The following is a 26,207-nucleotide window of genomic DNA, read 5'->3' on the forward strand; positions in this document are numbered from 1 at the left end:
CCGTTAGAAAACAAAAGTATAAAACTTTTGGTATCCTAACGGTTAAAATTTATACTGAAAAACGGTATCTAGTTTCTTATGGTAAAGAAACATTATAAAGACAACGTTATTTACTTTTAAATTTCTTCTTGATCTCTTAAGTGTTGAATATATTGCGCTTTTTGAATCTGCGCTCTTCTTTCAACAGAAGGTTTTGAAAACGCTTGGCGTTTACGAAGCTGACGCATCGTTCCTGTTCGATCAAATTTTCGCTTAAAACGTTTTAACGCTCTATCTATATTTTCTCCGTCTTTAACTGGTATAATTAACATAGTGGCACCTCCTTTCTTTAGAAATAATTAGTGTGCAAAGATAATACAAAACTATTATCCACAAAGTTTTCTTCAATAATATTTAATATTATTTCAAAGACCAAACAGAATAGCCTTTTGGTGGCGCCTGAATCTTAACCCATTTACCTCCCTGAGTAGTCGGTTCCCATCCCGAATGCCCCGTATAGTCTTTAATTTTCTTATTTGACCAATTTGTCTGGATCCATCTTTCTTGCCATGAATTTGAATTATTAATATAAACCACTAAACCATTTTTACCACTTCCTCCATTTCTTCTAGCAATATACTCGTCATTATCTGTCCAAAGGTTTGTTGTACTTCCACCTGCAAGATTGTTATGAATCCAAATTAGATTATTCATTTTATTTTTATCTAACCAGTGTTCATAATCTCTATAAAAAATTGCGGGGTACCCTTCATGGGTCAAAATGTATGCATAAGCCAATATTTTGTTATTAATGATTTCATCAGTATCATGATTAGCAACAAAGGTAACTGCTCTAGAAGCATTTCTTTTCCATAGCATATCTCCACTAAGTGCGTTTAAGTTATTTCCGTGAAACGCATCTTTCATTTTGTAATAGCATCCAAAATCAAATGCAGACATTTGCGCTTGATCTGTCCACCATTTTAATGTATTTACATTTCCATCCCAATACTCCCCTACAGCAAACCCTCCTACTGCATTTCTAAATTCTTTTGGAACCCAAGGTTCGAATCCTTTTACATAATCAAATCTCCAACCATCAAATTTCATTGTATTTTTATAATACTTAGCTACAGAGTTAGGTTTTTTCCATAGCCAATCCTGTACATAAGGTTTCTTATGACTTAAATCAGGGAAACCTCCAAAAAAACCACTGTCAGAGTTATACTTATCATTTGGATGAAAATCATATTTAGTTCTATTAAATTTACCAGATAATGGTGTAAACTTGGTATACGTATCTTTTCCTGCAAATTCATTCGACTCTAGATTTCCACCACTATTATGGTTAAGTACCATATCTGCAATTACACTTAAACTATTATTATGTGCAGTAGTAATTAAACTGGTTAATTCTGAGCGCGAACCAAATCTGGTTTCTGTACTTCCCATTTGGTTATACTCACCAAAATCATAATAATCAAAAGGGTCATACCCCATAGATAACCCTCCATTCATTGCTTTACTAACAGGTGGCAACCAAATAGCATCAATACCTGCATTGCTCCAGCTTCCTACTTTTCCTTTTACAACATTCCACCAGGTACCGCCCGCAGGCACATCCCAATAGAAAGCTTGCATCATTACTCCCGAGCCAATTTGTTTTAGTGCTTTTGAAGAGACTTCTTCTTGCAGATCTACAACCTCTGGCTCTGCTGTGTCTAAAACTTCGTCTTTACTACAACTTATAAACAAAAACGTTATAGTGAGAAACCCATAAAAAAATGTTTTGATTTTCATAATTAACTAATGTTTGTGTTAAATTTTTATCAAATTAAGTATTTTATAAAAGCCGAAAACGATTGAAATTTCACGCAAACGTTTGCGTGTTGATAAAATTTTGAACTTCATTATTTTTTACAAGTAAAAAATATCAACCTACATTATATATTCCAAAAACAATAAAAAAACCTCGAGATTTCCCCGAGGTTTTGGTATTTAAAGTTTTATCTAAAGAATCTATATTATCTACGTTGCAGCTTTATATTCTTTTTTATCAATTATAATCTTAGCAATTACTTCTCTTAATATCTCAGAAGTCCCACCTCCTATTGGACCTAATCGACTATCTCTAAATAGTCTTGCCATTGGGTACTCTTCCATATATCCGTAGCCTCCCAATAGTTGCAGACATTTGTATATTGCTTCATCAGCAATTTTGGTAGAAATTAACTTAGACATACTGGCTTCTTTAACCACATATTTTCCATCATTAAGTCGCTTAGCTACAGAGTAGTTAAATTCTTTACACATTTCTACCTCACTTGCAATATCTGCAACAGTGTGTCTTAATGCCTGAAATTTATCAATTGTCTTCCCAAAAGCTTCTCGCTCTGACATATATTTTATAACATATTCTAATGCATACTCTGTTCGTGCATGTGCATTAACTCCCATTATCAACCTTTCTAAAGCAAAATGCTGCATAATATATGAAAACCCTTTGTTTTCTTCTCCCATTAGGTTATGCGCTGGAATTTTTACATTATCAAAAGCAATTTCTCCTGTATCAGAAGCTTTCCATCCTAACTTTTCTAATTTGGTAGCAGACACTCCAGGCGTATCTCTATCAATAACAAAGATGCTTATTCCTTTATTTCCTAATTCGGGATTTGTTTTTGCAGCAATAACCATATAATCACTATAAACTCCATTAGTAATAAAAGTTTTAGATCCATTAATTACATAATGATCCCCTTCTTTTACTGCCGTAGTTCTCATTCCTGCAACATCAGAACCTCCAAAAGGCTCTGTAATACCTAAACATCCTATTTTCTCACCAGATATACTGGGTTTTAAGTACATTTCTTTAATTCTATGATCACCTTCTTTGTTTATATGGGTCATCGCTAAATATGCATGCGCCCATATAGCAGCAGCAAAACCGCCAGAATTAATCTTTTGAAGTTCTTCTAAAAGTATTATAGTATAAAACAGATCAAGATCTAGTCCACCGTATTCTTCTGGATATGCAATTCCAAAGTATCCCATTTCACCAAACTTCTCCCAAATAAACCGATCAATATCTCCAGTTTTTTCCCATTTGTCTATATGTGGTGTTACTTCTTTTTTCAGAAACTCCCTGAGACTTTGTCTAAATAATTCGTGTTCTTCTGTAAAATACATACTATTCATATGACAACCTTAATTTTTTTTAGTTAACCTATTACTGTGTATAATGATTTGTTTCCTTAATACAATAAAGTCAAAATCCATAAAATGGGCTTATGAATAAATTATCATTTTAGTGATTTATCAAAATTCGCAGTAATTTTTTACTGATTCTTAATTTAATGTCAAATATAGCTTTATTCTATCTATTTTTTTGAGAGAAAAACCTTCAATTTTTCCTAATTCATTAAAGTTTAATATATTCCCGTTGTCTTCAATAAATTCTTTAATATCCAATGCCGTTTCAAAATCAAAATAAGGTATTTCTACTAATTCATTAACCGATGCAGTATTGATGTTTACTTTTTTTATCTTTTTAGGAGTTTTAACAGTAAACATAGATAAAATTTTATCTTTTTGATACTCATACAGACCAGGGACATCTTCAATTTGAATATCTAGAGAAAAGCCCCCTATAGTGTTTCTATATTTAATTATTCTGGCTGCAACAAAATCAGGCAAACCAATACTTTGCTCAAGCTCTTGATTAGAAACTGTGTTTAAATCTTTTTTTTGATCATATGATTTAACAGGGAATTTCTTTTTAGGGTATTTTCTATTTACTGTAGCATTACTCTTTTTTGTCCATTCTGGGAATTTAAACAAAGGAGAGATAATCGCAAGAACTGAATCCGAAACTTGAGTTACTTTTTTAAAATCAGCAATAGAATTGATCCATTTATCATCTTTTCTGTACGCATGAAGCCTATCTAGCTCTCTTGTAGAAAGCCCTAGAACATATCCTTTGTGGTCGGAAATGAAATTTGGATTAAACGATTGTAGACGATATTCTTTTTTTTGTTGTTCGGCAACACTCTTAAGGGAGTCTACCTGTTGCTGAAAAGAGATCAACTCAGCAAAATTATACTTTGGCGAAGGAGATTTTGGATAAAAATAATACCCTATAAGCACAACAAATAGGATAATTGATAAAAGAAAAATCCCATTTCGAAAACGTGAATGTATTTCGAAATGGGATTTTTTATAATTCATAAAAAGAATAATCTTTTTAGCTTTTAGATGCTTTTATAGCCTCAAAATATCGTGCTAGTTGTTTTTTAACTACTGGAAATAAGAAGAATAAACCTACCATATTTGGAAACACCATCGCAAAAATCATTGCATCAGAGAATGCCCAAATAGAGTTCATACTCGCCGCTGCTCCAACTACAACAAAAGTCAGAAATAATAACTTATAAACTAAATCTGCGGTCTTACCTCTACCAAATAAGAATTTCCAAGATTGTAAACCATAGTACGACCATGAAATCATAGTAGACACCGCAAACAATACTACTGCAATAGTTAAAAACACATTAGAATATGGTATATATTTTGCGAATGCCATAGAGGTTATTCCCGCTCCTTCATAAGATACTCCATCAATGAAAACGGCCCCAGAACCATCTCCTCCATACTCAAATGCTCCTCCAAAATTGAAAATAATAATTACTAATGCTGTCATTGTACAGATGACTACAGTATCAATAAATGGCTCTAGTAAAGCAACAAGTCCTTCACTGGCAGAGTATTTAGTTTTTACTGCTGAATGTGCAATAGATGCCGAACCTGCTCCTGCTTCATTAGAAAATGCAGCTCTTTTAAAGCCAACTAATAAAACTCCTATAATACTTCCTACTCCAATAGCGGTTGGGTTAAAAGCTTCGTTAATGATCAAACCAATAGCGTCATCTACTAAAGAGAAGTTACCAAAGATTATATATAAACAAGCTAACAAATATAAGATAGCCATAAAAGGAACTACCTTTTCTGTTACCGAAGCGATACGTTTAATTCCTCCTATAATAATAATTCCTACAAGAATTGCCAGAACTATTCCAATCCAAAACCCTGCTCCTGTACTTTGAAGATCTAAAAGTTCTTTTAAAACAACTGTAGCCTGATTAGATTGCGCTGCATTACCACCACCAAAAGAACCACCTATACAAAATACAGCAAATATAATTGCTGCAATTTTTCCTAGAACTTTGAATCCTCTTTCTTTTAATCCTTTGCTTAAATAGTACATAGGGCCTCCGTATACAGTACCATCTTCTCCTACATCTCTATATTGAACTCCAAGAGTACATTCTACAAACTTGGTAGACATTCCTAATAATCCACAGACAATCATCCAAAATGTTGCTCCCGGACCTCCGAGGGCAATTGCCAAAGCTACTCCGGCAATATTACCATTACCCACCGTACCAGAAACAGCAGTTGCCAATGCTTGAAAATGACTAACTTCTCCTTCTTTTGATTCATCACGTATGGTATCTCTAATATCTCCTTCTACTATATTAATTTCTGGTTTTCCTTCAATACCGTGCCCTTCTACATCATCATATTTACCTCGTACTACATTAATTGCTTTTGCAAAATACCTAAAATTAGGAAAGCCAAAATAGAGTGTAAAAAACAAGGCACTTAATACCAATAATATAATAACGAATGGAGCACCGTCAAAAACTTCAAAAAAGATTACTGCAGAGAAAAAGTCAGATACAGGCTTGAAAGCCTCGTCGATTTTTTGATCTAGACCTTTTTCTGTGGTCTCTTGTGCAAATGTTAAAAATGGAATGATAAGTGCTAAAAGTGAAAGAAGAATTCTCTTCATGATGTTGTGAATTAATTGAATTTAATTGTTAAGAGGTGGGCAAGATGGTAAAAAAAACATTTGTTTACAATTTTTTTAGATGTTAAATATTTCTAATTCTCAAATATCGAACTCCTTATTTAAAAGATTAATTTGTTCTGGGCGACCTAAAACTACTATCCTAGAACTTGGTTTTAATAAGGTATTAGCTCCTGGGTTTACAATATATTCTCCGTCTGGTGATTTGTAACCTATAATAGTGCATCCCGTTCTGGATCTCATATCAATATCAAGGATGGTTCTTTCTATTTTATCATCAAACATATCTTCGAAAGAAATTTCTTCAATATTTATAGATTTTTTGCCTACAATAGAAAGGTTATCCAAAAATTCTATTAAATCGGGCACTACTACTAATGACGCCATATGATCTCCTCCTATACGATCTGGCATAATAACATTATCTGCTCCAGCTAATCGAATTTTCTTATAAGAAGCATCTTGAGAGGCTCTACTAATTATTTTAAGCTCTTTATTAATTTGTCTTGCAGAAAGTACAATAAACAGGTTATCTGCATCTTCTGGCAATGTGCATATTAAACAGGCAGCTCTTCTTATACCCGCTTCTGTTAACACTTCGTCTTCTGTAGCATTACCTTTTAGGAAAAACAGATTTTCATTTTGATATCTTTCTATTACTGCTTCGTCTTTTTCGATAATAACAAATGGCTTATTGTATGCTAACAATTTGGCAGCAGCTTGTTTACCATTACGGCCATAACCAATTATAATAATATGATTCTCAATATGATGTATCATTTTTTGTGTTTTTCGGTATTGAACTCTTCTGGGGTCATTTTTACTTATAATATACTCTGTTATTACGGATACAGAATATGCAAATATGGCTACACTAGTCGAGATAAGAAATACAGTGAATAATTTTGCATTATCATCCAGAGGCTGAACTTCTCCAAAACCAACGGTAGATAAAGTAATAACCGTCATGTATAAAGCATCTACCCAGGAATAGTTAGAAAAAAACCGAAACCCCAGTACCCCGATAGCAATTACTATAATTAATAAAATTAATGCAATATATATTTTTGGCACTCCCCATCTATACATCTTTTTCATAGGTCAAATACTGAAGTTCGTTTAGTATAAACCAAGTCTTTTAATTTTAGCCAAAACGCTAGGTTAAGGTATATTACAAAACCTAAACCTACGGTAGCAAAGGTTAAATAAATAAAGAACAAGCGTACATTTTTAGCTCGCATCCCTAACCTATCGGCTAACCTAGAGGAGACATAAAATCCGTTACGTTCTAAAAATTGTCTTAGATTATAAAGCATATCGCAAAATAATTATATTATCCTAAATTCTATTCACCATTTAATAAATAATTCCCGATTGCACATTTTAAACATGCTTTTTGGTCACAGTATGTATTTTTGAGTTGAATCATAGCTTGAGAATGCATTGCATTTTCAATTGGTACTTTTAAGTCCATAAAATTGCTAATAATGCTGTTTTTTTCAAAAGGTAATTTAGAAATTAATTCAAAAATATCTTCTTCAGGATTTTGTCCTATACTTCTGGCATAAACAAATTTTATAGGAATAATCGTATTGATCAACAACAAGTCAATAAATGATTTTGTTAGTTTCTTCTTACTTGTCTTTGATTCTTTTTCAAAAGTATAATGGTTTTTCCAAAATTCGCTTGTTTCTATACTGAAAAGAGTATAAAAATCATCTATAGTATTACTATTGATCACTTTACTGAAAAGTTGATAGTTTTTAAAATATAACATTGCCAACTGCGACAATCGTATAGTTGGAAAATTAGGCGGTCTCAACCTAAAAAAATGTAATGGTTCTACTCCTTTAGCATTCAATTTAAATTTATTTTTCAAAAACTGATACTCATTCTTCAGGGTATTGAAATACGGTTCTTTTATATCATTTTCTAAGAGACCTGCCTGACCAAAAAACAAGGCTTCCAATTCTTCCAGGTGATCTGTACATTTCCTAAGTACGGTAAAATCTATTGAATTCGCCAAACTCAAAAAAGCGGCTCCATTTGTTTTTAGGCCAAAATTTTTGGACAGCAGTTTAAACAAAACGGCTTCCCAATTATTTGCAGAGTCCTTTAGAAGTTTCAAAATTAAAGTCGATTTCTTTTCTAGTCGCTCTAAATACAACCTTTCTTGCCAATTCGACAGCATAAAACCAGAAACTTCTGGAAGTTGCTTGTCACAACCAATCCATTGTTGAGCACTTTTATTAAAGAGTTTTTTATAGCCAATCATTAACTCTTCTCTCACATACTCTTTAAGTTGTAATGTTGGTATAATCGAGTTGTTTTTTCTATAAACTTCTATATCATCTTCCCAAACCACATGAAGAATTACATTATCATATGCAGGATCATTCTCGTGGTTATGAACATACCAATCACTTGATCTAATATGCACTTCTACATTCCCTGCCCATTGCTGACCTTGAATAATGAGTCTTGCATTAAAAAAATCAGGTCCAGAGTTTTCTATATTATGAGTCCCTACTTGCTGAAGTATAAGCTCCTCATGCCTTGTTGTTTTAAGGTCTACAAACCCGAATTTTTTATATTTCCAAAGGTATTGTAAGAAATCCTCAGTCATATATTCTATATATTATTTATAATTATCAGACCTACCTGTAAACCAACAGGTGGAATTAGCTATTATATATTTCGGGTAGGATAAAAAATAAGGAGAATAGCTTTTCTAAAATTTAGATTATGAAAATACTAAAATTTATTAGAATCTTGTAAGCTCTATCAAATAACATTGACTAATTCTTAAACCAGCATATAAATGACCAATGTTCTAAAGTCTATCTTCATATCTGTTTTCCCTGTAATTGCTCTTTACTTTGCTATTGACAGTGTTATACATCTTATTAATCATGGAGTATCCTATAGATATATAGGACGATTACTAATTTCGTTTTCTATTGCAACACTTTTCATTTTGTTTTTTATAAAACCTGTTGCGCGAACTGATGCCAATCTAAAAAAATACACACTTCCTATAGCTATTGGTTTTCTAATTAGCCTACTATTTGGGGGTATTATTGAACAAGATTTAAATGGATCTCTACCAGGAATCGGTTTGTTTTTAGGATGGGTATTATATATAAGATGGTATTCTACTTTTAATAATAGAGAACAAAATACAGTTATTAAAGTAGGTAACCGGTTACCAGAACTCGAATTACAGGATCCAGAAAAAAATAGTGTAAACACTTCTAAGTTTATAGGTAGCTCATCAATTTTTCTATTCTATCGCGGAAATTGGTGTCCATTATGTATGGCACAAATCAAAGAAATTGCTTTGCAATATAAAGAACTTGAAAAAAGAAATGTAAACATAGTTCTCATTAGCCCCCAGCCTCATAAGCATACCAAGTCTCTGGCAAAAAAATTCGGATTAGATTTCAATTATTTGGTTGATCAAGGAAATAAAGTTGCTAAGCAATTACAAATTTTTTCAAAAAATGGTCTTCCCATGGGTTTCCAGGCACTAGGATATAATAGTGATACTGTAATGCCAACAGTAATCATAACAGACAAAGAAGGAAAAATAGTCTTTGCAGACCTCACTAATAATTATAGAGTACGACCAGAACCAGAAATATTTTTAAAAATTCTCGACCAACAAGATCTTTAATTTAAAATACTAACATTAGTTAGTACCCCCCAAAAAAAGAAGGTTAAAGTTGTTATAAAGACAAAAAACACAGAACTAACTCTATTTAAATAGTACGATTACTACTTAATATTCTTAAAATCAAGTTAATTCCTTACAAAAATGTACTATTGGTAAGATTTTATGTATTAATGGAAAACTTAACCACAAATTCATTTCTTTACTTTGTTATGAATTAAAGGGAAAATTAATTCATTCAAAAATATTAAGATTACAAAACCCTAAGCTAAGTTGAGTTTGTGTTAGGTTATTGATGGTTGCCATTTTTGGCGACCATCTTTATTTTTACACATATTCAAAAAAAATAAGGAAATCAGAATCCAAGCTTTACGAATTCATATCAGGATAAATATCAAACTTATTAAAAAATGCTTTTTTAAATTTTGAAGAATTAGAATAATTAAGCGTATCCATTACTTCACGTATTGATAATCCTTCTCCGATAATCATATTATATGAGATCTCGAGTCGTTTATTATTAAAAAATTCTAATGGAGTCTGATTATGAATTTCTTTAAACATGTTAAAAAAATTCGTGCGACTCATATGTGCCATAGCTGCCAATTGATCAACTCCTACAAAAGGTTCTTTAAGATTATTTTTGAGATAATCACTCACTTTATAAATATTACCAACTTGCCCACAATTGATACTAAAAGGATTACTTTCTGTCTCCCATCGTAATACATCTTTCCAAAAAGTTTCTAATAACCGCACACCTCGAGAAATAAAATAAAGATAGTTCTCTATCTTGTCAACATCAGGTTGTACAATCTGATCAAAAAGACTTGATTGCTTATAAGAAAGGTAAAACTTATTAATATGCTGATGAGAATAACGAATATAATTATCAAGCTTTTCTGCCATATCGTTATTCTTTATAAAAAAAGGCTTGGTATATGAGCTTTTTAATATAATCATAGTAGATTTTACTTCTGCTCCTTTTGGAATAAAGACTTGCTCTCCTTGTCGAGCATCCATACACCTCATATTACCTGGTGTATAACTATCAGAATATCGGCTTATAATCTGATCTTCTTCTAACTGATGATCTAAAGCATATTTCCTAAAGTGAAGTATAATATCTTTTTCATTGATTGGCCGTCTAACATATTCAATATCCGTATTAGCTTTATAATTGTTTATGATAAGAAAAACCTCTGGAGATATTTTATAATACAATAAATATCCTTCTCCAATTTCAGGAGGGAAATAAATTTGATCAGTAGAACTACCTGGGCTTAATTGAGATCTAAAATAGTCACTTAGTTTGTCAATATCAGAAAAATCAAACAAATATTTACACATACCACCATCATTTTACACTTATCTTTTTTAGTCCACGTAGATGTATTCCTGGCAACTACAAAAAATAAATAGACACAAAAACAACCCCTATATTAGCTTACAGAAAAGCTAATAGAGGGGAGAATTATTATTTAAATATAAGAATTTATTTTATATGGCTAATAACATCATACTTTGTTATGATGTGGTGTTTTCCGTTTTCTAACTCTACCAAAACAGCAGAACTTCCGTTTTTAATAAGCTTGGATATCTCATCAAGTGAAGTTTTAGCACTTACAATCGGAAAAGAATCTTTCATAACATCTTTGATCGGTGTACTACCTGTATTTTTATCATCCAAAAAAGCAGTAAAAAGAGCACTTTCGTCTACAGAACCAACAAATCCGTCACTATCAACTACTGGTATTTGCGAAATTTTAAATTTACGCATACGCTCGATAGCATGTGATACCAGTTCTTCTGTTTTAACAGTAACCAAAGGTTTTTCTATATGATTTTTTACTAAATCATCGGCTGTATATACTTCCTCATCTAGAAAACCTCTTTCTCGCATCCAATCATCATTAAACATTTTCCCTACATATCTACTACCATGATCGTGAAATAAGACAACAGCAACATCATCTTTGGTAAAATGCTTTTTTAATTGAAGTAATCCTTTTATAGCTGCTCCTGCACTATTACCCAAAAACATTCCTTCTTCTTTTGCAAGTCTTTGAGTATATACCGCAGCATCTTTATCTGTTACTTTGGTAAACCCATCGATAACTGAAAAATCTACATTTTTTGGTAAAATGTCTTCTCCAATACCTTCTGTGATATAAGAATAAATTTCGTTTTCATCAAAAATCCCGGTTTCATGATATTTTTTAAAAACAGAACCATAGGTATCTATTCCCCAGATTTTAATGTTTGGATTTTTTTCTTTTAGATATTTCCCAACACCAGATATAGTACCTCCAGTACCTACTCCAACAATAAAATGTGTTATTTTACCATCAGTTTGTTTCCAAATTTCAGGACCTGTACTTTCATAGTGTGCTTGCGCATTTGAAGGGTTATCATACTGGTTAACATACCATGAATTTGGAGTTTCTTCTGCCAATCTCTTAGAAACCGAATAATATGATCTTGGATCATCTGGTTCTACATTAGTTGGACAAACCATTACCTTTGCTCCTACTGCTCTAAGGATATCCATTTTTTCCTTAGACTGCTTATCTGCCATTACACAAATCAGTTTATACCCTTTAATGATAGCTACTAAAGCTAGCCCCATTCCAGTGTTTCCAGATGTACCTTCTATAATGGTCCCACCTGGCTGTAATCGACCATCTGCTTCTGCATCTTCTATCATTTTTAAAGCCATTCGATCCTTCACAGAATTCCCAGGGTTAAAAGTTTCATATTTAGCCAACACTAAAGCATCTACATCTTTCACCAGTGTATTCAATTGGACTAATGGTGTATTACCAATAGTCTCTAGTATGTTTTTTGCGTATTCCACTCGATATAATTTACAACCCCATTGGGTATTTTAACATGGCAAAGATACAACCTAGATTATCTATTGACAATTTTTAAGAAAGAATAACAAATTATTGAAAACGGATTGACTTTGTCGGTGATATCTTTGCAATAATATATGAAGGGATAAGTAGCATTAACAAACACAATAACATTGTTCCTAGATTAAGTAACACAATATATCCTATATCAATATAAACCGGTGCCGTACTTACATAATACGTCTCTGGATTAAGCCCTACAACCCCATACTGCTCTTGTATAAGGAGTAAACCTATACCAATAAGGTTACCCCAAAACAGTCCTATCAAAATCAAATATGCAGCATTATAAAGAAATACTTTTCTTATACTCCAATCACTAGTTCCTAAAGCTTTTAAGATCCCAATCATAGGAGTTCTCTCGAGGATTAAAACCAACAAAGCAGTAATCATATTGATACCGGCAACCAAAATAATAATCCCAATAATCCCAATAATATTGAGGTCGAATAGTTTTAACCATTCGAAGATTGTGGCATATTTTAATGAAATTGTCTGGCTATCCAAGGTAGAAGGAATATTTTCATAAATTTCCTGTCCTTTTTTATCTATTTGATCAAAATCATCAATAAAAACTTCAAAATTACCAACCTCATCTGGTTTCCATTTATTCATTTTTATCACATGTCTGATGTCCGCAAAAAGAAAAGTTTCATCAAACTCTAAAAATCCCGAATTATAAATCCCCACAATCTCAAAAGCTCTAATAAAAGTTTTTGAGTTTGAAACTGTGTTCTTTTTCAAAAAATATGTGATTACTTTATCTCCAATACTAAACCCTAAACGATTTGCAATATGTGAAGACAACAGAATTTCTTCATTAAGCTCCCCTGTAAAATCGGGTATTTTTCCTTCTACAAGATATTCTTTAAAAGAATCCCAACTATAATCTTTACCTACTCCTTTAACCACCACACCATCAAAATCCGATGTTGTGCGTATAAGTCCCATTTTGGTTGCTACACCTTGCATATGAACAATTCCTTCAACTTCAGAAAACTCTGGATAGAAATTTTGATCAGAGGATATAGGTATAAGAGATTCTACACTACTGTTATTATCAAAGCTGGAAATTAATACATGTCCATTAAATGCAGCAACTTTTTCTCTTATTTTGCGTTGTAGTCCTACACCAGTAGCAACCGTAATTAGCATCATGACCATACCAATAGCAATAGCAAAAATTGCAATTTTTATAATTGGAGTCGAAATACTACTTTTATGTTCCTTACCTTTGATGAGGCGTTTGGCAATAAAATACTCGAAATTCAAGCTTAACTATGGTTTTTGTTAGAAATGCATTCAAAAATACATTTTTATTCCTTTTCATAATTTTTATTTCTTGTGTAAGTGGAATAAAAACAACTTCGCCCCCTTCTTCTCTAAAAATTGAAAACTCGATATCTGCGGCATATATTGCTCAAGATACTACAAAAATTCAAGAATCTATAGTAGTTGGGGCCAATCTTACGGATGATTATATTCCGATTTTAGAAAATAAAAAAGTAGCTATCGTAGGAAATCAAACTTCTGTTATTTTTAAAGATAGTACTACTAGTCAAAATTATGTACATCTTGTTGATTCTTTATTGTCTAGAAATATTAAAATTCAGAAAGTTTTTGCTCCAGAGCATGGTTTTAGAGGTAAGGCAGATGCAGGAGAATTAGTAGCTGATAGTAAGGATATTAAAACCGGGCTTCCTATTTTTTCTCTACACGGAAAAAACAAAAAACCGTCTAAAGAAGCTTTATCCAATATCGATATCGTTGTTTTTGACATCCAGGATGTAGGAGTTCGCTTTTACACCTATATTTCGACATTACATTATGTAATGCAAGCATGTGCAGAAAATAACATTCCAATTTTAATACTAGATCGCCCTAACCCAAATGCACATTACATTGATGGGCCTACCTTAGAACCTGAACATTCAAGTTTTTTAGGGGTACATCCAATACCATTAGTTCATGGTATGACTATTGGTGAATATGCTAAAATGGTAAATGGCGAAGGTTGGTTGGGAAAAGATTTAACCTGTGAGATCAATATTATTCCTGTTAAAAACTACACTCATACTACTTCATATAGTTTACCAATACGACCTTCACCCAATTTACCTAATGATAAAGCTATCAATTTATATCCTAGTCTTGGTTTTTTTGAAGGCACAACCTTAAATGCAGGTCGTGGTACCGAAACACAGTTTCAAATTTTTGGTTCTCCCGACTTGGTTATAGAAAAATATGATTATGCCTATATTCCCAGGCCAAATTTTGGTTCTAAATACCCAAAACATAGAGGAGAAGTATGTTATGGAAAAGATTTAAGAAAAAATGAATCGTTAGATTCTATAAACTTAGAATGGTTAATTAATGCTTATAAGCATACCAAAATCAAAGAAAAGTTTTTTAACACCAAATCATTCACTATTCACGCAGGGACAAAAAAATTACAACAACAAATTGAACAAGGTCTTTCTTTTCGAGAAATTAAAAGCACATGGATAGAAGATCTTGAAAAATTTAAGGTTAAAAGGGCGCAGTATCTCATCTATCAATAGCATTATTTAACTCTAAAAAACCCCTATTTTCAGGGATGTCAGTATACAGAAGAATTGATACATTTGTATATGTTAAAATTTTTACATCTATCAATTGTGTATGGTATATTCATCCTGCCTTTTATCCTGGGAGCACAGGTAGATAAGAGTAGTATTCCATTTATTCCCGGAAAAGAAAGAAGTATAATTAAGGAAATTCAGCTTTTAATCAATACTCATGGCAAAGAAGAAGAGGCCTATAAAAAAGTTCACCATCAACTCAAGACAAAAGCATTAAAAAGTGGACAATTTAAGGCTGATTTAAACCTGATCCTAACCTCTTATTTTAAAAAGAAAGCTTTAATTGATTCATCTTTCTATTATGCAAAAAGGGTATTGACAATTAAGCATTTCAAAAATGACACTATAAAAAACGAGATTTATGGCCTAACCTACAACATGTTAGGGATACTAAATTCTAAAATAGGCCTTGAAGAAAAATCCAAAAAATGGCATTTAAAAGGAATTAACATTTCGCAAAAATACAATGACAGACGTATCTATTATATTAATTCTTTTGGTCTAGCAAATGCTTATCTATCAACAAAAGAGTATGATAACTCACTAAATCTTTATAAACAATGCCTAGAATATACAGAAGTTCCTGAAATGGTCTATGGAAGCTATGTCAATATGGCTAATATATATGGTTATTTGGAGAATTATGAAGCAACTATTCTATATCTAACAAAGGCACGTGAGATCTGTAAAAAATCCCAAAGTTATCGTTGTATTGGCATTATTTCAAACAATATAGGAATTACTTATAGAAAACAAGGTAACATGGAGCAGGCCTTGATAATGTTTGATGAGGCATTAGAAATTGCAATCACCCATCAATATCCTGAAATAGAAATCACTGGATATCTAGAAAAAGGTCTTGTACTAAACCATCTAAAAAAACATGAAGAAGCTGAGAAGATTATTCTTTTAGCTTTAAACAAGTCAAAAAAACTTGGATTTTTAAACAAACAAAAAAGCATTTTTTTTAGACTAAAAGAGATATCAATTTCTCAAAATAATTATAAGAAAGCACTTTCTTATGCCGAAAAATTCTATGAGCTTACAGATTCTATTTATTTTTTAGAGAATGATAAAGAAATTAATGAATTAGAAGTAAGATATCAAACCCTTCAAAAAGAAAAAGAAATAAAAGTCCTGCAGGTCGAAAATGCAAATCGAGAATTAGATTTAAGGAATCAAGAAGAAGCTCTCAAAAATCTTAGATTACAACAAGAGATTGAAAAAAGAGAAACTCAGAACAAGATTTTATCATTTCAGAATGCTTCAGAAAAAAAACTTAATGAGATTACATTACTAAAAAAAGATCAGGAGATTCAAGAATCTAAATTAGCCAGACAAAAAAGTATTAAAAATAGTATCTTGTACTCTTTTTTGATTCTTCTTATCCCAGTTATTGGTTTATTGTTTACATACTATCAAAAACTTCAGACTCAGAGTGAATTAAATAAAAAGCAAGAAGAAATAAGTGAGCAAAAAATTTCTTCTTTAATTAAAGATCAAGAGTTAAAACTAATTAAAGCGTCTATTAAAGGTCAGGATAAAGAGAGAAAACGTATTGCACTAGAGCTACACGATAGCATTGGTGGTAATCTTGCTGCTATAAAATTACAACTAAATAATACTGTGTTTTATGGAAATAAAAAAACAATAACTACAATTAACAACCAATTAGATGACACTTATGAACAGGTACGTAATTTATCGCATAACTTAACACCTAAAAAATTTAGTGAAAATAACTTTTGTGATGTACTTGAAGAGTATTTTAATAATATTGGCGGTACGACTAGTCTAAACACTTCTTTTGTAGCATACCCAAGAACAGAAATTGATGTTCTAGATGAAACTTTACAAATCGAAATTTTTAAAATTATTCAGGAACTTATTACCAACACTATTAAACATGCCAAAGCTACTTCTATAGAACTTCAATTAAATCTGGTAGAAAATATAATAAATGTACTATTCGAAGATAATGGCATTGGTTTTAACGCAAAAAACAAGGCTACCGGACTTGGGTTTGAGAATATAAAAAATCGATTAAAAAAAGTATCTGGTACTTTTCATATCGATTCCAGAATTAGTCGTGGTACCATTATAGATATAGAAGTTCCGGCATTAACATCAATTAAAGATAAAGTGAGCTACAATCACTAAATCAATCCTAGTTTACCTGATGATAAACAGGATTAGAATTATGCATAGCAAATTTTATCTAAACCTAATTACAAAAATAATAAACCAATGAAATATAATTTAATCATAGCAGATGACCATAAAATGTTTTTGGATGGTTTACTAAGCATTCTTAACTCAGAAAAAGAATATAATATTTTATTAACTGCCAAAGACGGTAAACATATTGCTAAATACCTGGAAATTAATCCCGATGAAAAAATAGATCTTATCATCACAGATATTTCTATGCCAGAGTTAGATGGTATTTCTCTAAATAAGATTATAAAAGAAAGAAAGAAAAGTATACGGACTTTGGTAGTTAGTATGCATAATGATGCTGACATGATTGATAATCTTATTGAGCATGATGTAGATGGGTATGTACCCAAAAATGCTGAAAAAGAAGAGCTTTTAAAAGCTATAAAGACTATACTTAAGGGAGAGAAATACTTTTCAAAAGAAATAAAAGATATTTATTTAGAAAATAAATTTGCCAAAAAGAAGAAGGAAGATATCAAACTTACTCAAAGAGAGATTGATGTTATTACACTTATTGCGCAAGAGTTCACGACACAAGAGATCGCCGATCAATTGTTTTTGAGTAAACATACCATCGAAAGTTATAGAAAAAATCTAATTGCTAAACTTAATGTTAGAAATCTGGCTGGATTGACTAAGTATGCTTTAAAAATGAAGTATATAAAATCTTAATAAAACATAATGATAGACTAATTAATTCGCTATTGAATCTTAGTCTGATTATTATCCTTTATTATTAAATCCATCTCCTAGGCGGTAACTTAGTATAATTCCATGTGTATTATTAATAGGAGTATCTCTTAGTGTTTGATTGTAATTATATAATAATCGTAAGTGGTTAGAAATATAAAACCCTGCAAGAAAATTCATCGAGGAACTCGTTCTGTATCCAGCACCAATTTCAATTTTATTTTTGTAGTTCACTGTCGTATTAATATCTACCTGAATTGGTGCTCCAGAAACATATTTAGCCAAAACGCTGGGCGTTATTAATACTTCTTTAAAGCGCGTTGCAAAAAAACGATATCCCGTATACGCATAATATGGATTCTCTAAATTAATATTGTCTTCAGAAGACAAAGAATCTCCTAATAAATTAGGTGCAGAAACACCAATATAAATATGCTCTCTATTATACAAAACACCTACTCCCAAAGTAGGGATAACAGTATTGATATTATTTGCAAAATTAGGATCATTCTGAATACCCAATTCTAATAAATTTTCATTATAAATCATTGCGCCTCCGGTAATTCCAAAAGATAATACGTTAGGGTTATAAGACCACCATCGTGCCTGGTTATAATTATGGTCAAAAACTATTTTATAGGCATATGCCCCAAACAAGCTTGTAGTTGTAGTTACTCCTACCTGATCACTATAAACTCCTGCCCCTAATCCCATATTTTTAGAGCGTAATGGCGAATTCACTGTTAACCCAATATTTCTGGGGCTACCATCCAATTGATTTAAATATCCTCTATTTGTGAGGGTGATATCAGAATCGGGGTAAAAACCGGCATGTGCTGGATTAATTACTACTGTATTGTAATTATAATTTGCAAAGACCGGGGTTTGTTGCCCAAATATTGAGCATAAAAATCCTTTAGATAGTATTGCAACTATCAATAATATATATACTTTTTTCATAAATTAACGCTTTAATACAAGGAAACCGGTTTGCTTTTTTAAGTTATGTGAGCCTTCTATTTTGATAGTAAAGAAATATGTCCCCTCGGGTAATTTATCTCCTCCCAAACTTCTCTTTCGATTAGCAATTCCTCTAAAAACTCTTGAAGTATTATTATATCCATCAACTTCAAAAACTATATCTCCCCATCGATTATATATCGATACTTTATTGTCAGGATAATTTTCAATATTATAAATCTCCCAATATTCATTGATTCCATCACCATCTGGTGAAAAACCATATCGTGTTTGATCTTCTTCTTGTGCTTCTACATAAACTGTGACTGTATCTTCTTCAATACATCCTAGATCACTAGTAAAAAGAACAGTATAGGTTGTCGTCTGATTTGGGTTTGCTACTGGATTAGCAATATTAGTATTAGTAAGACCAGTTGAAGGTGTCCAAACAAATGTTCCATTATCAGAAGTGGTAGCATTTAATTGTACTTCCTGCCCTTGTATAATTTCTTGATCCTCCCCTGCCTCTATAGTACATATTACAAGGTCGTCGTTATCTTCTATAACAACATCTTGCGCTGTAGTCGTTCCTAGGCTAATACCTGTAGATGGATTACTAATCGTTAGTGTAGCCGTCTCTGTACCTTCTACAAGAGCATCATCAACAATAGTAAAAGTTACTGTACCTGTGGTCATCCCATCAGGAATAGTAACAGTCGTATTACTTAAGGTAAAATCTGAAGCTGTAATTCCTACTCCTGTGGTAGCAAGATCAATAGTTTGAGCACCTACTACAGCTATCGAAGAAGTAGCTGTAACCGTTATTATTGTCCCTGCTGCTTCTGTGCCTGCATTTGCCGAAACCGAAAGACTCACTGTAGGGATAGGTGCTGAATCATTATCCGTAATAACAACATCTTGCGCTGTAGTTGTTCCTAAGGTAATACCTGTAGATGGATTACTAATTGTTAGTGTAGCCGTCTCTGTACCTTCTACAAGAGCATCATCAACAATAGTAAAAGTTACTATACCTGCGGTCATCCCATCAGGAATAGTAACAGTCGTATTACTTAAGGTAAAATCTGAAGCTGTAATTCCTACTCCTGTGGCAGCAATATCAATAGTCTGAGCACCTACCACAGCTATCGAAGAAGTAGCCGTTACCGTTATTACTGTACCAGCAGCTTCTGTGCCTGCATTTGCCGAAACTGAAAGACTCACTGTAGAGATAGGTGCTGAATCATTATCCGTAATAACAACATCTTGCGTTGTAGTTGTTCCTAAGGTAATACCTGTAGACGGATTGCTAATCGTTAACGTTGCCGTTTCTGTACCTTCTACAAGAGCATCATCAACAATAGTAAAAGTCACTGTACCTGTGGTCATCCCATCAGGAATAGTAATAGTCGTATTACTTAAGGTAAAATCTGAAGCTGTAATTCCTACTCCTGTGGTAGCAAGATCAATAGTTTGAGCACCTACTACAGCTCCCGAAGAAGTAGCCGTTACCGTTATTACTGTACCAGCAGCTTCTGTGCCTGCATTTGCCGAAACTGAAAGGTTAACTGTAGAGGTAGGTATTGAATCATTATCTGTAATATCAATATCTTGCGTTGTAGTCGTTCCTAGGCTAATACCTGTAGATGGATTACTAATTGTTAGTGTAGCCGTCTCTGTACCTTCTACAAGAGCATCATCAACAATAGTAAAAGTTACTGTACCTGTGGTCATCCCATCAGGAATAGTAACAGTCGTATTACTTAAGGTAAAATCTGAAGCTGTAATTCCTACTCCTGTGGTAGCAAGATCAATAGTTTGAGCACCTACTACAGCTCCCGAAGAAGTAGCCGTTACCGTTATTACTGTACCAGCAGCTTCTGTGCCTGCATTTGCCGAAACTGAAAGGTTAACTGTAGGAGTAGAGATAGGAGTTCTTACTTCAAAACTACACTGAGTTTCTTTCCCACTATTATCGGTTACAGTTATGGTAACTGTTGTATCTGCTGTAAATAGAGTTCCTGCAACAGGGGCTTGAGTAATCTCTAGATTGGTATCACAATCGTCGGTGGCTACAACATCACCAGTATAATCAGGTAACGGAGATCCTGAACTTAAGGTTTGATCACCTGGGCAAGTAGTGATCCGCGGAGCTTCTGTATCCTTACTAAAGCCTCCAAAAATTATATGTGTATTTCCTATAACTTGATCAAAAACATCCGGTATTTCACCAACAATGACATCATCAAAACCATCACCATTAAAATCTCCAATATTACTTACCGAAGCACCTATATGATGATCACTTATATCAAAATTATTTCCAATGTTCAATCCATTAAAGCCATCTAAATTGTCCAAAAACAGCGTATCCTCCCAATTTTCCTTTCCAAAGACAATATATGCATCACCTCCTCTACCCCAAGGGCCTCCTAGAATTAAATCATCTATCCCGTCATTATTAAAATCACCAGCGGTACTTGAAGAATATCCTGCTTGTCCTATGAATTGCCTTCCATATATTATTGCTCCATTGGTACCATCAATAGTATTGAGGTCAAATGCAGCAGGATACCCTGAAGGAGTGCCAAATATTGCATAAATAGCCCCATGAATGCTTCTTCCATCTACATCAAAACTTGCTTCTGGAGCTGTAACAATAATATCTTTCATATTATCATTGTTGATATCTATTCCTCCTGTTACTGAAGCTCCCAAACGCCCTCCTGGGCCTACAGCATTTATAATAAACCCATTAGTTCCATCTAAAGTAGAGATATCTACCTCTGAAGAAGCGGTTACTCCTGGGCTAAATACAACATACACCTGACCTTCTCTACGAATTCCATTCGGTTCAGCATAAGGAGCTCCTATAATAATATCGTCAAAATTATCTCCATTTAGATCACCAGCACCAGATATATTTATACCAAATTGATCTATAGTATTTTCTTCATTCATAAAAAAACCATTGGTTCCATCTAAAGAATTTAGATTAAAAAAGGATGGAGGAACTCCTGTAGTAGGGTTTCCAAAAACAGCAAAAACTTTTCGAACACCACTTAGTCTTCCTGAAATTAATACATCATCGATATTGTCATTGTTAAGATCTCCTGCAGCACTTACATCAATAGCTGAGAAATTATTTGCAGATATCTCAAACCCATTAGTCCCATCCAGATTAGCTATATCGAATGTAAATGGGAAATTACCATTAATTCCATAAATTAAATACAGACTACCAGAATCACCTATAATCAAATCATCGATATTATCGTTGTTAAAATCACCAACAGCATCAACCAGAAAAAACTCATTGGCCCTTCCATTGGCAGAAGACGGTTGTTTGGTTATTTTAAACCCTTGAGACTCTACTAAAAATAACAAATCAAAGGTAGATGGAAATGGGTCATCAGTTCCATATATAACATACGCTTCTGATTGATCATTTTCTAATCTAAAACTATTGATATCAAAAACACTAGGTTCATTATCCCTAATACACACAATAAAGTCATCTCTCCCATCATTATTTATATCTCCTGCCCCGCTAACAAAAGTTTGACCACGGGGTCCATCCACTACATAAGGACTTGATAACGTAAAACCGTTTAAACCAGATATTTCTGAAACATCAAGTGGACCCGAACACGGAGGCTCAGCAATATCTTGTAAGATAATTGTAAACTCACAATTTGTAGTATTACCTCGTCTATCTGTTGCAGATATAGTAACTAACATTCCGTCAGAAACAGGAGTTCCTCTAGGAGGGATTTGAGTGATCGTAAGGCTATTATTAGGCTGGCAACTATCTGTAATATTTTCGAATAACGGTTGAATATATTCTGGCAAGGTTACATCAGGAGCTAGTGTTTGATTCCCTGGACAGGCTATAGTAGGTGGAGTGAAGTCTATGCTTCCATTTAAGGTACCTCCATAAATTACATATCCTCTTCCTGTAAGATTATAAGAAAATATCGTTTGTGATATTGCTCCAATTATTAAATCAGTTGCACCATCTCCATTAACATCTCCAGCTACACTTACAGCATGCCCAAATCCCTGTCTACTAAATCTTTGATTATCAAATATTTCTATCCCATTAACCCCATCAATCAAGTTAGTTTCAAAAACAGGATTCCAACTTGTATTTTTACCATATACTACATATGCAGCTCCACCCGATCTTACTCCATAGGCACCAATAATAATATCATCAATATTATCACCATCATAATCTCCTGCTGTACTTACTGAATGACCAACATTGCCGAAAGCTTCGTCTCCTAAAATTGTAAAACCGTTATTCCCATCAAGAGAAGAAATACTCATACTAGAGGCATATCCAGTTGTTTTTCCGAAAAGAACATATGCCTTTCCTGCTGATGAAAAAGTATCAACTTCTGCTAAATACGCACCTATAATTACATCATCAATTCCATCATCATTCACATCTCCAGCATATGCAACAGAATATCCAAATCTATCTGAATCTGCTTCACCTATAATTTCGAAACCATTTGTTCCATCCAAATCAGAAAATTCTAAGCTAGATGGAAATATAGTATCACGTCCAAATATCACAAAAGCAAGTCCTGTATTTTCAGTACCATTAGAAAAGTCTGGAAAACCGACTATAATATCATCAATATCATCACCATTTAGATCCCCAGCAGTATTAACAACTCCTTTTCTTTGACGTAAAAGAGTCCCAGATGAGCTTTTATTAATTACAAAACCATCTGTGCCAGTTAAGGTTGCTACATCGAGAACATTGGGAAACGAAGAAGATCCAAAAACTAAATAAACTTTTCCTGCAAGGGCAAGGGTGTTATCTCTGTTTTCAGAATAAATAATAATATCATCAATTCCATCATTATTTATATCTCCGGCAGTATTTATATTAGATCCAAATGTAACATTATCACTTGATCTCAATCTAAATCCAGTAGATCCAGAAATATCAGAAGTTCTTATTAATGCAGGAAATATACTCCTACCAAAAAGTACATAAACACTATCATTACCAGGTTCTCCTATAATTATATCATCAATACTGTCATTATTAAAATCTTTAATAGCTGCTAAAGAAGTTCCTAGCTTACCTAATCTGCTTTCCCCTCGTATAGTAAAACCATTAGATCCATCCAAAGTTGACAATTCAAATGCCAGGTCAAAGGGTGCAGTTTTACCAAATACTATATATACTTCTCCTACATCTTGTTCTACATCATCAACCAAATAAGCACTTATTAGTAAATCGTCAATACCATCTCCATTGATATCGCCCGCACTACTTACGTCAAAACCAGCTTCGTCATCTTCAGAAATACCTTCTAGTGTAAATCCATTAGTCCCATTAATGTATGACAATGGTATTTCAGGACACTCATAAGGAGCATTAACCTGTGCAATTGACAAAAAAAAGTTCCCAAAAACAATGTATATCACCATATAAAACTTTAGTTTGTCTATATCCTGAGCTATATTATTCCTCATCTTTATAATATTATATTGATTACACCTCTCTTTACACAACAAAACTATATTTCTCCTTAGGATTAATACTCACTATAAGTAGGGTTTTACCACATGTAAATACCCCCCTGTTTTCAGGGTGCATATTTTCACCAGAAAAGGTGTATTTCTCAGCAATTGTATCTCTCATCTTTGTACTGTGCTTTTTGGTCTTCAAAACATGTATCAAAAAAAATAGATATAAGAAGTCAATTATAAAATCACAAAAAGAAAAATAAGTACTAACCCTTTAAAACTAAAAATTATGATCTGGGGAATCACATTAATTCTATTAAGTATTATAGCAGTACCATCATTATTGTTATCTAAAAAACCAAACGCGAAAGAACTTTTAGAAAAAATCGAACCGTATCAAGGTTGGATCGGACTTGTATTTTGTTTCTGGGGAATATGGGGAATCATTTCTTCAATCCTTGGTATAGGCTGGCTTGCAACATTCCCTATTCGATGGGTAACCTTTTTGGCAGGTAATATTGTTTCGGCAGTACTAGGATTCATGTTAGGTTTTGGTATGATTAATAAACTTGTACTATCTAAAAATGAAGCAGCCAAAGAGAAAGCCAACCAATTAAGAGCAAAATTAGCTCCAAAACAAGGTAAACTAGGAATCCTTGGTTTAATTGTAGGTGCTGCAATGATCGTATTATCATTTTTGCCTTACTAATATTAACACCTCTATAAAACTTGTTTTTATAGTACTTACAACAGTAACAACTGCCATTTAGCAGAAAAAATCCAAAACATCATGATCATATTTGGAACAGGTTCTTCAACTATTCATCCCACAAAATTAGAAGGAGGAAATTGCCCATATTGTAATACAGAAAACAATATGTGGATACAAGGATATGGAAAATATATTCATGTGTTTTGGATACCGTTCTTTCCTATCGGGAAAAAAGTATACTCGGTTTGCGGTCATTGTAAAGGAGCTTTTGAAGAAAGAGAGCTTCAGAGTCAGCAATTGATACAGAGTTTTAAAGATTATAAAAACAATCAAATAAAAACTCCATGGTATCACTTTACAGGACTTACGATTCTGGTTGTGTTTATCGCATTACTTACTGTACTGCCTTATTTGGTAAAATAGAAACAACGTAAATCATATAATTTTTTAAAATGAAAAAACTCGTTTTTATAATGTTCCTAACGTTTGCATCAGCTATTTCGCAAGAAAATAGTGAGACCCTAACTATTGTAGGAGAAGCGAACAAGAAGATAGAAGTTAACAACTATTATCTTACCATTTCGCTAAAACAACTCGTTGCAAATGGATATCAGCAACTTGAACCCAAAAGTTTATCGCAGGTTAAACAATTATACAGTGATAAGTTAAAGACTATAGGAGTTGATTTTAGTAAGTTTCAAAAGAATGTTCTCTATCAACTGTATGCATCTTACTCAGAAGTGAATGATATTTCATATTACAATTATGCAACAACTTCTGAAGAAGAGGTGATCAAAATCACCAAACAAAGGATGAATGGTTTAACAATTATGCAGGTCGAAGCAGTAGCCAAAGAAAAAAACAATACAGAATGGGCTGCTTTAACACTCACTGCAATTGAAGATGCAAAAGTGAAAGCCAAAAAAACTGCTGATCATCTCAATAAAAAATTGGGGGATATTATAAAGATCGAAAATTCTGATTCCAGAACGCAATACATAAACATGCATAAACCAGGAGAAATTCAAAAACATCTTGTAAAAGTAACTTTTACACTAGAATAATAACGGTGTATATC

Annotated in this window: 20 protein-coding genes; 7 read left to right on the top strand and 13 right to left on the bottom strand. The window is 32.8% G+C overall.

Annotated elements, in window-relative coordinates; translation table 11 throughout:
- Positions 1-116: 116 nt before the first annotated feature.
- The 8 genes from rpsU to Z054_RS0104530 form a co-directional block, all read right to left on the bottom strand.
- Positions 117-311: a 30S ribosomal protein S21 gene (gene rpsU, locus Z054_RS0104495; RefSeq protein WP_024768892.1), complete on the bottom strand. Its 195-nt coding sequence runs from the start codon at positions 309-311 to the stop codon at positions 117-119.
- A gap of 88 nt (positions 312-399) precedes the next feature.
- Positions 400-1,779 carry an alpha-amylase gene (locus tag Z054_RS0104500; RefSeq protein WP_051473666.1) on the bottom strand — a complete coding sequence of 460 codons (1,380 nt, stop codon included), beginning with the start codon at positions 1,777-1,779 and terminating at the stop codon, positions 400-402.
- A 228-nt stretch (positions 1,780-2,007) separates the two neighbouring features.
- Positions 2,008-3,174 carry an acyl-CoA dehydrogenase family protein gene (locus tag Z054_RS0104505; protein ID WP_024768894.1) on the bottom strand — a complete coding sequence of 389 codons (1,167 nt, stop codon included), beginning with the start codon at positions 3,172-3,174 and terminating at the stop codon, positions 2,008-2,010.
- A 150-nt stretch (positions 3,175-3,324) separates the two neighbouring features.
- Positions 3,325-4,203 (bottom strand): ComEA family DNA-binding protein, encoded by an 879-nt coding sequence (locus tag Z054_RS0104510; protein ID WP_024768895.1) that lies wholly within the window; start codon positions 4,201-4,203, stop codon positions 3,325-3,327.
- 16 nt (positions 4,204-4,219) lie between these two features.
- Positions 4,220-5,827: an alanine/glycine:cation symporter family protein gene (locus tag Z054_RS0104515; RefSeq protein ID WP_024768896.1), complete on the bottom strand. Its 1,608-nt coding sequence runs from the start codon at positions 5,825-5,827 to the stop codon at positions 4,220-4,222.
- Between the two features lie 99 nt (positions 5,828-5,926).
- The gene (locus Z054_RS0104520) at positions 5,927-6,943 is read right to left on the bottom strand and encodes a potassium channel family protein (RefSeq protein ID WP_024768897.1); all 1,017 of its coding nucleotides are present in this window, start codon (positions 6,941-6,943) and stop codon (positions 5,927-5,929) included.
- The gene (locus Z054_RS32390; RefSeq protein WP_024768898.1) at positions 6,940-7,161 is read right to left on the bottom strand and encodes a PspC family transcriptional regulator; all 222 of its coding nucleotides are present in this window, start codon (positions 7,159-7,161) and stop codon (positions 6,940-6,942) included. The genes Z054_RS0104520 and Z054_RS32390 overlap by 4 nt, the downstream gene beginning before the upstream one ends.
- 29 nt (positions 7,162-7,190) lie before the next feature.
- Positions 7,191-8,471, bottom strand: coding sequence for a DUF2851 family protein (locus Z054_RS0104530; RefSeq protein ID WP_024768899.1), 1,281 nt, complete (start codon positions 8,469-8,471; stop codon positions 7,191-7,193).
- Positions 8,472-8,666: 195 nt separating this feature from the next.
- Here Z054_RS0104530 and Z054_RS0104535 point away from each other — a divergent pair, with 195 nt between their 5' ends.
- Positions 8,667-9,521 (top strand): peroxiredoxin family protein, encoded by an 855-nt coding sequence (locus tag Z054_RS0104535; RefSeq protein ID WP_024768900.1) that lies wholly within the window; start codon positions 8,667-8,669, stop codon positions 9,519-9,521.
- Positions 9,522-9,887: 366 nt separating this feature from the next.
- Here the strand turns inward: Z054_RS0104535 and Z054_RS0104540 are convergent, their stop codons facing one another.
- The 3 genes from Z054_RS0104540 to Z054_RS0104550 form a co-directional block, all read right to left on the bottom strand.
- Positions 9,888-10,868, bottom strand: coding sequence for a helix-turn-helix domain-containing protein (locus Z054_RS0104540; protein ID WP_024768901.1), 981 nt, complete (start codon positions 10,866-10,868; stop codon positions 9,888-9,890).
- A 145-nt stretch (positions 10,869-11,013) separates the two neighbouring features.
- Positions 11,014-12,375, bottom strand: a complete 1,362-nt coding sequence (locus Z054_RS0104545; protein ID WP_024768902.1) for a pyridoxal-phosphate dependent enzyme — start codon at positions 12,373-12,375, stop codon at positions 11,014-11,016.
- 91 nt (positions 12,376-12,466) lie between these two features.
- A complete protein-coding gene (locus Z054_RS0104550; RefSeq protein ID WP_024768903.1) occupies positions 12,467-13,708 on the bottom strand; it encodes an ABC transporter permease in 1,242 nt (413 codons plus the stop codon).
- An 8-nt stretch (positions 13,709-13,716) separates the two neighbouring features.
- On the opposite strand from Z054_RS0104550, the gene Z054_RS0104555 reads away from it, so the two are divergent.
- The 3 genes from Z054_RS0104555 to Z054_RS0104565 all read left to right on the top strand — a co-directional run bounded on the left by Z054_RS0104555 (position 13,717) and on the right by Z054_RS0104565 (position 17,949).
- The gene (locus Z054_RS0104555) at positions 13,717-14,997 is read left to right on the top strand and encodes an exo-beta-N-acetylmuramidase NamZ family protein (RefSeq protein WP_024768904.1); all 1,281 of its coding nucleotides are present in this window, start codon (positions 13,717-13,719) and stop codon (positions 14,995-14,997) included.
- A gap of 69 nt (positions 14,998-15,066) precedes the next feature.
- Entirely contained in the window at positions 15,067-17,217 is a 2,151-nt protein-coding gene (locus tag Z054_RS0104560; RefSeq protein ID WP_024768905.1) for a tetratricopeptide repeat-containing sensor histidine kinase, read from the top strand.
- 87 nt (positions 17,218-17,304) lie between these two features.
- Positions 17,305-17,949 (top strand): response regulator transcription factor, encoded by a 645-nt coding sequence (locus tag Z054_RS0104565; protein WP_024768906.1) that lies wholly within the window; start codon positions 17,305-17,307, stop codon positions 17,947-17,949.
- Between the two features lie 51 nt (positions 17,950-18,000).
- Here Z054_RS0104565 and Z054_RS0104570 read toward each other — a convergent pair whose 3' ends face one another.
- Both Z054_RS0104570 and Z054_RS0104575 read right to left on the bottom strand, forming a co-directional pair.
- Positions 18,001-18,927, bottom strand: a complete 927-nt coding sequence (locus tag Z054_RS0104570; protein ID WP_024768907.1) for a PorP/SprF family type IX secretion system membrane protein — start codon at positions 18,925-18,927, stop codon at positions 18,001-18,003.
- A 3-nt stretch (positions 18,928-18,930) separates the two neighbouring features.
- Positions 18,931-24,423: a T9SS type B sorting domain-containing protein gene (locus Z054_RS0104575; protein WP_035090539.1), complete on the bottom strand. Its 5,493-nt coding sequence runs from the start codon at positions 24,421-24,423 to the stop codon at positions 18,931-18,933.
- 283 nt (positions 24,424-24,706) lie between these two features.
- Between Z054_RS0104575 and Z054_RS0104585 the strand changes: the two genes are divergently transcribed.
- The 3 genes from Z054_RS0104585 to Z054_RS0104595 all read left to right on the top strand — a co-directional run bounded on the left by Z054_RS0104585 (position 24,707) and on the right by Z054_RS0104595 (position 26,193).
- On the top strand, positions 24,707-25,126 hold the full coding sequence (locus Z054_RS0104585) for a hypothetical protein (RefSeq protein WP_024768909.1): 420 nt from the start codon (positions 24,707-24,709) through the stop codon (positions 25,124-25,126).
- Between the two features lie 81 nt (positions 25,127-25,207).
- Positions 25,208-25,552, top strand: coding sequence for a zinc-ribbon domain-containing protein (locus Z054_RS0104590; RefSeq protein WP_024768910.1), 345 nt, complete (start codon positions 25,208-25,210; stop codon positions 25,550-25,552).
- A 50-nt stretch (positions 25,553-25,602) separates the two neighbouring features.
- The gene (locus Z054_RS0104595) at positions 25,603-26,193 is read left to right on the top strand and encodes an SIMPL domain-containing protein (RefSeq protein WP_024768911.1); all 591 of its coding nucleotides are present in this window, start codon (positions 25,603-25,605) and stop codon (positions 26,191-26,193) included.
- Positions 26,194-26,207: the final 14 nt, after the last annotated feature.

The organism is Aquimarina macrocephali JAMB N27, assembly GCF_000520995.1.
In the GTDB taxonomy this organism is placed as follows: Bacteria; Bacteroidota; Bacteroidia; order Flavobacteriales; family Flavobacteriaceae; genus Aquimarina; species Aquimarina macrocephali.